Here is a 10,667-nt window from a genome sequence, read left to right as displayed (position 1 = left end):
TTCTGATTGCCGCATCGCTAATGCAATTTGCTCTTCCGTAAATCGCTTTCCCTTCATGGTCCAGGTTCTCCTTTCCAAAATGCAAAGTTACAAAAAACCTCGCATTCCGTCTGGACCAAGAATCGGGGAGCAGGTCACGTTCGTAGCGGCAACGCTGGCGCGGCATTATCATTGACCTCAGGTCTGAGGTCACTCAAATACTCAACGCCATTGACGAGGGAGATATTAATGCGAGCGCAGAACTATTGCCGCTGGTGTATGAACAGGTGCGGAAATTAGCTTCACAAAAAATCGCCCAAGAAAAGTCAGGCAAACGCTTCAGCCCATGGCGCTGTCGGTTTACCCATTAACGAGCCTTTCGGCCTTTCAAATCTCCTCTTTGATCTAGTCATCTGACAATCTAGCACTTACTATAATGTCCGTTCGCGCGAAATATCTAAGCTGCGTGGGGCTTGGCTTTATTATCGCTCACAATATATACAGCTTCAGACGAAATACCAATCGTGGAAAGATCCGAAGGTAATCAAGTCATTAAAAAGGGTGAGTGAGTGATGTCTGACAAAGAAGCGGATCGATCCCGAAGAGAAAAACGCCGGGGACAACAATCGAGAGAAAAGGATGCGAGACGCGCAGCACAATCGCGGACTGCGAATCTGGAATCCAAAGCGAAAAATAAAAAAGAGAACTTAGACCTTAAAATCGTCAAATTGGTCGACAAGGGCTATTCTATCGCGTCCGTTGCTAAACGATTGGGGCTTACTGTTCGACGGATCAACATGGCGACAGATGCCGTTCATCGATGATCTATGCTACCCCCAAGCTCGTAAAACTGTGACGAATGATCGACAAGATTTTCTCGTGTACACCCTGAGACCTAACAGCACGGTCCCAGTGCTCATCATTGGGAAACTCTTTGCGTACTATTCGATCCAGATTTTCCACGAGGGCCTGGTCTTTTTGTGTATGGCCGAAGTCAAAGTAGGAAATCTGCTGGATCAAGTCGCTCCAGCAATGGTACGTCGGGCCCCGCGACTTCTTCGATCCGTTATCGGAAAAAGGCTTCTTGCAGAAAAATCGGATTGCGTTCAACTGTTTTTCATCGGCCATGTTTTTTCTTCTTTGAGTTTGGTGGCATGGGATGTTATTTCAACTGTGCGATAATTGCAGTCAAACCGAGATTGTACTTTTGAAGATTGCGCCATGTCGCTGCAACGAAATGTAACCGCGGTTTGATGTTCTTACTCCAACAATGTCATTCCAGGTCGTTTTTTTGCTGAAGGTGCAGGACAATTTCGTAAATAGCTGAGCAGATCGGAAAGTTGTGCTTTGGCGAGCGCAATGCAGGTGTCGGCGCCCCCATAATAAATGCGGATGCCTCCGCTGGCCTGGTCTAAAATCCAGCCGCATGGAAACACGACTCCACTCACATCTCCTTGGCGTTCGTAGGGCATTTCGGGCGCAAAAATCCATTCGTCACTGCGATGAAGAACGCGGCACGGATCTTCCAAATCCAATAGCGCCAGCCCCAAGCGATACAAACATCCGCCGGCAGTGTTTCGAACGCCGTGATACAACATTAACCAGCCTTCTGGCGTTTCCAAGGGTGGCGGGCTTAGACCGATTTTGTTTGCATCCCACCAGGCACCACGCCGCGCGTGCAAGAGGATATGATGATCGCCCCAATGCGTGAGATCGGGCGAAAACGAAAGCCAAATATGCGCCCCGGAGCTTCCAGTGGAGACCGGCCGATGAATCATCGCATAGCGGCCGTTAAATTTCCGCGGAAAAACAGCAGCGTCCTTGTCTTCGGGAGGCATGACTGGTCCGAGCCGATTGAACGTCACGAAATCTTTGGTTGCCGCCAACGATACCAATGGTCCGCTGGGGGAGAATGCAGTGTAAGCAATAATCCATTCTTTGCGCTCTTCAACCCATGTCAGTCGCGGATCTTCCACACCCCAAGCTTCCTCTGAAAAATTCGCGGGATCAGGTAGAAAGCTTGGTTTGGAATCAATTTGCCAGTTCGAGATGCCATCGTTGCTTCTGGCCACTGTCAGATGCGAATGACCGCGTCGATCTTCAACGCGAACCAATAAAACAGTTTCGTTGCCCACCTGACACGCACCGGCGTTGAAAGCGGTATGCGCTGGATAGGGCCAATCCTGAGCGGTAAGGATCGGATTGTCCGGATGCCGATGGAACAGCTCGGTATACAAGCTGGGGATTTTCGATTCTCGAAGCATTGAGATTTCCTTATCTGTTGAAAAACATTTCCTCTGCAAACTATTTGAGATCAGACGCGTGCAATTCCGGCCTCCAATGAATCGTTCACCGCGTGCTGCATTTCTATGTTATGCACCTCCGTCCACAAATGAGCCAGCGTCGATTCCGCTCCTTGGTTCCGATTTAGTCCCGACGCTTGCAGACCGTCGAAGCAGCCGCCCGACTCCGCATCGATCATTTGCTGTTTGAGACTGTTTCGACCGTGGAACCAATCATGCGCTCGGCAAAAGATCGATAAATATTTTTCGTCTCGCAGTAGACAGAATGCGGCCAGTGCGGCATCGGCCATCATTGCCGCTTCCACGGGCTGTTGATCGTACAGCGACTTGCGCTCGCCGTGTGAGTACCAATCGCTGTTGCCAATCGGCCAAAAAACATTTTCCGATGTTGTGGAACGATCGAGGAATGCGAACGATTTTTCGGCTACATCGGCAAAATCTTCAGCGGGCCAACGCTGCGCGGCAATAAACAGAGCGTGAGGTAATACCGCATTCGCATAGGTCAGGCGGGACTCATACCATTGCCAATCGGGCCGCTCGGAACGGCGGTAGCATTCCACCAGCCGCTGGGCTGCAGACCGGGCTACCGTTTCCAAAAATTCGATGTCCTTAACGCCGGCAGCCCACAAGTGTCCCCAGGCTAAAATCACATACGCCTGGGCGCGTAAACTACGCAAGTCGGCCAGTACGGGCAGAACGTAGTCGATCAATTCACGAGCCAACGCACGATAGCCATCGGGCAGATTGCTGCTAAGTACTTCGGCCAGTGCGCGGATGGCTTGGCCCTGGCAATCGCCGGTGCCCCCGGCATCTAGCCAATCGCGTTGGTAGCTTAGGAAGTTATGAAAACCGCGCACCGGGTGACGGGCATGCTCCAAAAAACTCAGATAATTTATAATCCGATCTAACATGCGATTGTCTGGGTCGTGACTCCACAAACGCACGCAGAGCCGTAAAGCCCGAGCGTTATCGTCAGTGGTGTAACCGCTTTCGCGGCGAGGAACGCTGTAAATGGCATGTTGGATCAGACCCGTTGAATCGGTCATGCGATCCAGATGATCTAAAATAATCCAATCGTGAACCGGCATTATTTGCCTCCCTGCGTGACTTTGGAACGGCGGCGTGCATTGCTAGGTACGAGAGCAGTGCGGGAAATTTGCGATGCTAGACCGGATTCATTCATCTGCGCGACATGGTTGAATAATTCCAAATAACGTTGCCCCACGTTGGGCCATGCCATCGGCTTGGCATATTCGTAAGCTGTCCGCCGAGTTTTAATTTGGTAAGCAGTGTCGTTTAGAAATCGGATTGTCGCCTCGGCAAAGCCAGCACTGTAACCAAACGGAACGAGGAGCCCTCGACCATCGGCTAGCACTTCTTGAGCGTATAAATAGGGCGTGCTGACCACGGCCAATCCAGCGGCCAAGGCATAGGCCAAAGTGCCGCTGGCGATCTGGTCTTTTCCAGGATATGGAGTAACAAATACGTCGCAGGTTTGCAGGTGTGCGAGAAGTTCAGGCAAACTGAGAAATTGATTGATAAACTGCACGTGCTTTCCGACGCCTAATTTCTCCGCTATGTCGACTAAACTTTCGCGATACACCTCACCTTCCTGACGCTTTACTTGTGGGTGTGTGGCGCCCACGATCAGGTACATCGCCCGCGGACATGCCGTGACAATCTGAGGCATGGCCTGAATCATGTATTCCAGTCCTTTACCACGATTGATTAACCCAAACGTACAGATGACTTGTCGGCCCGTGAAGCCCAATCGTGTTTTTTGCCGTTCGTCGCGCTTAAATGGCACTCCTGGAACACCATGCGGGATGACTTGGACGGTGCTTGCCGGCACGCTGTACACGTCGGCGAGCAACTGGCGTGCGACGTTCGTCATCACGATAATGCCATGACTGTGGAATGCGAGATTTTGGATCACATGCCTGGGCAGCGGATCGGGCTGCGTCAGCAGTGTATGGAAAGTCGTGACAATCGGTTTGCGACAAGCGTGCACAAATTTCAAGATGCGGTCACCCCATTCGCCGGGATAGAGACCGAACTCGTGCTGCAAGCTCACGACATCGCAGGGGCCATCGTTGGCAATTTCGGCCGCCATGTTGTACGCATCATCGCGGTTGTTATCGATCACATGCACCACGCGCGGATCGTCATAACTCAACGGCTGCGTTTTCTGAATTGCCGCCACCGATGAAATTGGCTCCGCAGCCGCCAAGTCTACGGCGTCAGCGGAATCGCGCGTGAACGTTGCCAGGCCGCATTCTTCAGGCGGATAAGTCGATATAAATAACGGTCGAACTGCATGCACCACTCGTCACCTCCTGCGTAGTTTCCGCTTGAAGTCGACAACTTGACCGATCAGCGAAATTCCTGAGGCTTAATCGGCGATGCTCTGATTCAAATGCGTCCTAGAAGCAATAGAATGAGCAATATTACTGCCACTAATCCCAGTCCGCCGCTGGGGGCGTAGCCCCAATTTCGACTATGGTTCCAAGTGGGCAATGTGCCCAGCAGTCCCAAAACTAATAAGACAATTAAAATCGTCACTAACATATCCGTTCTCCTCAGGAAAAGTTTCGAACATAAACATTCATTTCAGATGGCATCTTTTGTGCGAATCCGCGATGGAGCCGACCGACGAAACCAAAGGCCTCCGAGCAGGACACCGACGGTCGTCGCGATCAATGCGGACCTGAATGGCCGTCTCTGAATCATGTGCATTAGCCGGTGTTCCACTCGAAGCACTTTGCTACGGCCGTCTTCGTAGCGTTCTGCGCCCGTCTTGCTAATTTCGCGCAGCTTCTGTTGAGTGGCGTTTCTCACCGCGCCGTTCATTTTGTGAAGCTCTTTGGATACTTTCTTCGCCTGTTTTCGAAGCCGATCACTTGCATTAGGCATGCCTAAATCCTTTCAAAAAACCACCGATAAAAATTTGTTACAACCGATAGCGTCTTGTCTTATTTCTCAAGGACGCGCCGCCGGCGGATTTTCACCAGTCTGTTTGACATCCTTTTCCGTGGTGATAGTTGTCTTTCCGCCCGGTGTGGTAATTTCTGTTTCAGTCTTCGTAGACGACTTATCGCTGCAACCAGCAGCGCACGCAAAAAACAAGCTTGAGATCAAGACCGTACAAACAAATCGCTTCATGGGATATGTCTCCAATTTCAAAATTCTCGATAAGTTCCGCCAGTTTCTACGAGAAACCGGCGTTGGACCACCGAATCACTTTTCCTCCAAGTAAACACTTTTAGAGACGCTGCGGATGACTCGCGGCGCGCTTGCAGCCACATCCATGGTGCCAATCAATGGTGCGCGAGTCACACCGCAGCGCCAGTTACAATTGTTCCTGCAAACTAACCCGCATAGCGGATTACTTTGGACGGCTAATCACCACTCCCTTTGTTGCGGGCAAGTCGCGAACGGTTTGAGCGTTATCTCCTTCAACACCAGCGTGAATTCGCTCCCACACTTCGCGTCGATGCACAGGAACATCGGGCGGCACGTCGAAACCCAGTTGCACCTTTGCACCACGAATTCCCAGGACCGTAACAATCAGTTTGCGATCGGCAGCGTTGATTCCGCCAACAACTACCGATTCTTGGCTCTTCCTTGACAGCACTAACATAGGCTAAACCTCCGTTTGTGACTGTTCGCCATTCCCGCTCCAGTTGTCCGCAGGTACGCTGTGGGCGAGTAGGAACACTTGTACCATACTTCCGGTCGTAAAGACTTGCACTACGGTACCCGTGGTCGTCTCAATATCTGCGGATGCTTCCCGCACCTCGACGCCAGAAATTCGCTTGATCTCCTGACGCAGCGGTTCACAGGAGTTGGCAAATAATTGTTGATGAAACTTTTGAACCTGGGCCGCGCCCTCGGAGCTTTGAGCTAGATTCTTCTCAGCTGGCGACAACGCTCCGTGCAGTGTCACGACCAAGGTGTCATTGCCTAATACAACCGTTACTGTTGTGGGTGGATGACCCGTTCGATTTTGGTGGAAAGCGATCGCCGCTTGGGCAATCTGCTGCGCCACGGTCGATTTTGATTCCTTCGATTGATCCATCAGATTCTTTCAGGGATGCTAACCGCATGTGTGCTACCGAAAGCCAATAAAAAAACCGACGTGTTCGACCACCCGCAGGTGATCAATCACGTCGGTTTACTTGTTAATTAGCTGTCCGCCGTGGCGGATTGCTCTTTATCTAGTCTTCCGAAATATTGAACACGACTTATTGAACGGAGCAGAGTCGAAACTGTTCATTTGGACACCTCTCCACATACATCATACGCTTCGCTCAGAGGAATACAAGCACGATTATGGTTTCGCTAGCGATATATCTAGTTTATTTTCCCGGGAGGAGAGATTAAACATGTTTTGCCGCCAAAACGAATCTTTCACTCGTTTACGTCAATTCCGCTCGCATAGCGCCAGGTATCCCCATTCGCCGCAAACCGACTCGATCCTGCCACGGCCCGTGCTCTTAGCTGAGCTTGGTATTTCTCTCGCACTCGTGGGTTGCGTGCCAGCCAAGGCTCGAGGGCTGATTCTGACAGTCCATAGATCGGATCAAAATTTCGTGCAACCTTGGCGTCAGTGACAATGCCAAACAGTCGCAACAATGATTGCCACATGGTAGACTTTTTTGAATTGTTCACTACGTTGCCTAGCGCTGAGTAATTCCGGCCCACGCCGATCGAGACGGCCGAAGACCGCATTTTAGCGGCCAGGGAAGTAATTTTCTGATTCCATTGTCCGTTCCCACACCGGCTTTAATTTATTTGTTCCTATTAAGCAGCCGGTCACGGCCGGCAAATCCCGCCGACCGTGGCCTGCGATGCTTCAATGGATCTACTCTTTCGGCATTAGCACCGTATCAATGACATGGATCACTCCGTTAGTGCATGCGATGTCAGGCTTGGTTACCTTGGCATTGTTCACCATGACAGTGTTTTCCTGGGTCTTGATACTGAGCGATTCACCGTTGATGGTCTTGGCGATCTTCATCTTGGCGATATCGGCGGCCATCACGGTCCCGGGAACTACGTGATATTTGAGTATCGCGATCAGCTTTTCTCGATTCTGAGGATTGAGCAACGATTCGACCGCGCCTTTTGGCAGCTTGGCGAAGGCTTCGTCCGTGGGCGCAAACACAGTGAACGGCCCGGTTCCCTTTAGAGTTTCAACGAGTTCGGCTTCTTTGAGTAGAGAGGTCAGCGTTTTGAACGAGCCTGCTTCCGCAGCCGTGTCGACCACATCCAGCTTTTTTGTTGAGTCAAGAACCACTTTATTCGCGGTGACTGCCCTGGCTGAATCAGCACCACGATTTGTGCTTTCTTGGGCAAACGCGCTCGCAGTGGCTAGCGCCGCGGTTAGTGCAAAAATAGACGATACTTTCTTCAACATGTGAACTTTCTCCTAAAAACGAAGGCGGCGACGTTTCAGGGCAAATTGCCCGTCTCATTTCCGTCACCGACTTCACGATCAATTCCTTGAATACGCCAATGAGCCGAGAAGCGACTACCAGTTCCACTTCTTCTTACGGCACCGTCGAGTTTGCGTGCCGCGATTAAACATTGCCCACACCTTTGGCTAAGTAAGCCTCGTAAAAGGCGTCCATTGTCACCTTGGGACCCGCTAAGTCGGGCAAGCCCATGAGCACCTTGAGAAACCATTGTCCGTCAATGCACCTGGGCACTTGCCAGCTCCGCAGCAGGCTGCCTTGCAGCACGATGTTGCCATCAATCTCCGACACAACGTCCAGATTCACTGGATGCAACTGAAGTCGGCGCAGTTCCGTCTGGATCGACTGGCTCAGCATGACTTCTCCTTCACCGCCACGTTGTGCACTGACTATTTCTGCGAGTGTTGGTGTGCCATCTTGGAACTCTTGTCCGCTTCTTGGCTGTGCTCCTGAGCGCTAGCACTGTGCTGCTTCGCCTTGTCGTGCTCACCACACTCGTGATGATTCGCCGCTTCTCGGTGATGGTGCGCTGCCGCCTCATGTTCTCCTGCGGCAACGTGATGATGTTGGGTCGATTCGTGTTTGGTTTTCACTGGCATCTGGAATTCCTCCTAAAAACGAAGCCCATGACGTTGCGGGCAAAGCGCCCATCTGATTTCCGCCACAAGCCAATAAAAAACCGACGTAGCCCGTCACCCTGAGGTGATCAACTACGTCGGTTTACTTGTTAACTAGCCATCCGCGGCGGCGGATTGCTCTTTAGTTAGTCATCCGAAACTACACACGATCCATTCTGTGGAGCAGCGTCCGACTGTTCATCTGGACACTTCTCCTGCATACACCTTATACGGCAGTGGTAGGAAAGCAAGGGGTATAGTTGATTGTGAGCGGTATATCTTGCATTATTTTATGAAAGCAGTAATTAACGCGTATTCTGCATCGCATGCGGGACACTTCCTTACCAATTCCAACTCTTCGGGAATAGCGCCTGGCATCCCCATCTTCCGCAACCAGCGGTAATGCGATGCAATGGCCGAACGAAAGGTATTATTGGTCTTGTAGCATACCCCAAACTCCTCGCACGTTTGTTCGACAAGCGGCGCTATCGCAGGGTAATTGACATGACAAATTCTTGGAAACAGATGGTGTTCGATTTGGAAATTCAGCCCACCAATAAACCAAGAAAGCAGTCGATTCCCGCAGGCATAATTCACCGTAGTTTGAACCTGATGCATCGCCCAGGACGTTTCCATCCGACTGCTGTTTGTTTGCGGCAGCGGAAACGCCGCTTGTTCCACACAGTGTGGCAGTTGGAAAACCATGCTTAGTGCAATTCCCTCGACGAACGACACCGCCAAGTAATATCCCAACACGGCCCACACTGAATGGAGCATCAGAGGGACTACCAGAACCAGCGAAAAGAATAATGCTTTGCCTCCAACGAAGATCGCGAGGTCCCAGCCTTTCGGCCTTGCATGCCGCCGCCCGCCAAAGCGACCATTGATCACATCTCGGAAATCGTCGTAAAAGTGCCATTTGACCGCCACAAAACCGTAAAGAAACCAGAGATAAATGAACTGCCAGCGGTGAAATTTGAAACGCCTCTGGTGTGGCGACAGCCGGCCGAGGATACCGATGTCGATGTCATCGTCGTGGCCGTGGATGTTCGCGTAAGTGTGATGGACGATGTTGTGCTTGCAAGCCCAACCATACGAACTGCCGCCAAGCAAATCCAACGTCATTGCCATCAGTTTATTGATCCACGGATGTTTGGAGTACGCTCCGTGGCTGCCGTCATGTTGGATATTAAATCCAATTGCTGCCATGGATAGCGCCAAGGAAGTGGCGACCGGCACGGCTACCCATCCCGTCGTTACGTTGAACACCAATAACACATACGATGCCGCGAACCACACGAGCACAAGGGTGGTTTTAACATACATTCGCACGCAATCGCGCTGACTTCTTCCGGAGTGCTGGAAGTAGCCATTAACACGGCTGCGAAGTTCACGATAGAAATTATCTTCCGATTCGAACTTCAATTGGTCGGGTACAACCGGTGCGTTCTTACGCTGCGAATGTTCGTCGGTTGCAATTGATTTCGCCATGTTCGAGATCGATGCATCAAGACCCCATGATGATCGACGTTGCACGATCATTACAGGACAATAAAAAAACCGCCGTAACAAATGCGTAAGGCATTCATCACGTCGGCTTACACGTTAACAAGCCCCCGGAATCACCGGTTGCCATTCAGCTAGTCTTCCGACAACTCCTATGCTTGAGTATAGACGTCAGGGATCAAAATGCAAAGGTGCATTTACACCAAGGCAATCGTCGAGCAGTAGGCTGATGATCTCGATAGTCTCCGCCATTTCGTGACGAACGATGTGACAGACATTGCAGTATCAGCAAAGTGGGAATGCCCGGCGGCACTCATCGTTATATAATGGCCGTAGCCTGAATCCCATCGCTTTCATGGCTTTAAGGAGGTCTCGCATGGCTTATGAAGTTCGATTTCTAGATGTAAACGGGGACGGCATTGGTGAGGATGCCGAAATGGTTTCGGAAACTCCCATTCCGATTCCAGATGTGGGAGAAGTCGTCACCGCGCCAAAAAGTGGCTTTTATGAGGTCACCGCACGCCTGTTTTCTTATTCTCAGTCGGCCGGCAAGCAAGCAACCTTCTGCGTCATGTTGTACTGCAAACCAACGGATAGAGAGCGGTAAATGGCGATGATTCAAAACAGAGTTCGAATGCAGCCGCAAGTGGCCTGCTGTTGAAAAACTGATCCAGTTGTTATGAAGGTCTTTAGCCCGATGGGCAAGGAGACTTTCACAATGACGACGAAACGTAGGACGCGGCATAGTCCTGAGCAGATCGTGCGGAAGTTGCGCGATGCCGATG

General features: G+C 51.2%; 15 protein-coding genes. 4 read left to right on the top strand and 11 right to left on the bottom strand.

Annotated elements, in window-relative coordinates:
• The first annotated feature begins 164 nt into the window (after positions 1–164).
• Together VMJ32_03980 and VMJ32_03975 are read left to right on the top strand one after the other, a co-directional pair.
• Positions 165–350, top strand: coding sequence for an ECF-type sigma factor (locus VMJ32_03980; GenBank protein HTQ38160.1), 186 nt, complete (start codon positions 165–167; stop codon positions 348–350).
• Positions 351–551: 201 nt separating this feature from the next.
• The gene (locus VMJ32_03975) at positions 552–803 is read left to right on the top strand and encodes a hypothetical protein (protein ID HTQ38159.1); all 252 of its coding nucleotides are present in this window, start codon (positions 552–554) and stop codon (positions 801–803) included.
• A 1-nt stretch (position 804) separates the two neighbouring features.
• Here the strand turns inward: VMJ32_03975 and VMJ32_03970 are convergent, their stop codons facing one another.
• The 5 genes from VMJ32_03970 to VMJ32_03950 all read right to left on the bottom strand — a co-directional run bounded on the left by VMJ32_03970 (position 805) and on the right by VMJ32_03950 (position 4,850).
• A complete protein-coding gene (locus VMJ32_03970; GenBank protein HTQ38158.1) occupies positions 805–1,107 on the bottom strand; it encodes a hypothetical protein in 303 nt (100 codons plus the stop codon).
• A 131-nt stretch (positions 1,108–1,238) separates the two neighbouring features.
• Positions 1,239–2,243: a glycosidase gene (locus VMJ32_03965; protein HTQ38157.1), complete on the bottom strand. Its 1,005-nt coding sequence runs from the start codon at positions 2,241–2,243 to the stop codon at positions 1,239–1,241.
• A 50-nt stretch (positions 2,244–2,293) separates the two neighbouring features.
• Complete coding sequence (locus VMJ32_03960) at positions 2,294–3,370, bottom strand: hypothetical protein (GenBank protein HTQ38156.1); 1,077 nt, start codon at positions 3,368–3,370, stop codon at positions 2,294–2,296.
• A complete protein-coding gene (locus tag VMJ32_03955; GenBank protein HTQ38155.1) occupies positions 3,370–4,608 on the bottom strand; it encodes a glycosyltransferase family 4 protein in 1,239 nt (412 codons plus the stop codon). Before VMJ32_03955 ends, VMJ32_03960 begins: the two co-directional genes overlap by 1 nt.
• A gap of 86 nt (positions 4,609–4,694) precedes the next feature.
• Positions 4,695–4,850: a DUF3309 family protein gene (locus VMJ32_03950; GenBank protein ID HTQ38154.1), complete on the bottom strand. Its 156-nt coding sequence runs from the start codon at positions 4,848–4,850 to the stop codon at positions 4,695–4,697.
• Positions 4,851–5,193: 343 nt separating this feature from the next.
• Between VMJ32_03950 and VMJ32_03945 the strand changes: the two genes are divergently transcribed.
• Complete coding sequence (locus tag VMJ32_03945; GenBank protein ID HTQ38153.1) at positions 5,194–5,538, top strand: hypothetical protein; 345 nt, start codon at positions 5,194–5,196, stop codon at positions 5,536–5,538.
• A gap of 129 nt (positions 5,539–5,667) precedes the next feature.
• On the opposite strand, the gene VMJ32_03940 is transcribed toward VMJ32_03945, so the two are convergent.
• The 6 genes from VMJ32_03940 to VMJ32_03915 all read right to left on the bottom strand — a co-directional run bounded on the left by VMJ32_03940 (position 5,668) and on the right by VMJ32_03915 (position 9,918).
• On the bottom strand, positions 5,668–5,922 hold the full coding sequence (locus VMJ32_03940) for a carbon storage regulator (GenBank protein HTQ38152.1): 255 nt from the start codon (positions 5,920–5,922) through the stop codon (positions 5,668–5,670).
• A 3-nt stretch (positions 5,923–5,925) separates the two neighbouring features.
• Entirely contained in the window at positions 5,926–6,360 is a 435-nt protein-coding gene (locus VMJ32_03935; GenBank protein ID HTQ38151.1) for a Na-translocating system protein MpsC family protein, read from the bottom strand.
• 786 nt (positions 6,361–7,146) lie between these two features.
• A complete protein-coding gene (locus VMJ32_03930; GenBank protein HTQ38150.1) occupies positions 7,147–7,701 on the bottom strand; it encodes a fasciclin domain-containing protein in 555 nt (184 codons plus the stop codon).
• Between the two features lie 163 nt (positions 7,702–7,864).
• Entirely contained in the window at positions 7,865–8,116 is a 252-nt protein-coding gene (locus VMJ32_03925; protein ID HTQ38149.1) for a hypothetical protein, read from the bottom strand.
• A gap of 32 nt (positions 8,117–8,148) precedes the next feature.
• Positions 8,149–8,358 (bottom strand): hypothetical protein, encoded by a 210-nt coding sequence (locus VMJ32_03920; protein HTQ38148.1) that lies wholly within the window; start codon positions 8,356–8,358, stop codon positions 8,149–8,151.
• 303 nt (positions 8,359–8,661) lie between these two features.
• A complete protein-coding gene (locus VMJ32_03915; GenBank protein ID HTQ38147.1) occupies positions 8,662–9,918 on the bottom strand; it encodes an acyl-CoA desaturase in 1,257 nt (418 codons plus the stop codon).
• Between the two features lie 340 nt (positions 9,919–10,258).
• Here VMJ32_03915 and VMJ32_03910 point away from each other — a divergent pair, with 340 nt between their 5' ends.
• Entirely contained in the window at positions 10,259–10,489 is a 231-nt protein-coding gene (locus VMJ32_03910) for a hypothetical protein (GenBank protein HTQ38146.1), read from the top strand.
• The last annotated feature ends 178 nt before the right edge of the window (positions 10,490–10,667 follow it).

The organism is Pirellulales bacterium (assembly GCA_035499655.1).
GTDB lineage: Bacteria > Planctomycetota > Planctomycetia > Pirellulales > JADZDJ01 > DATJYL01.
This window is presented reverse-complemented; position numbering and strand designations above follow the sequence as displayed.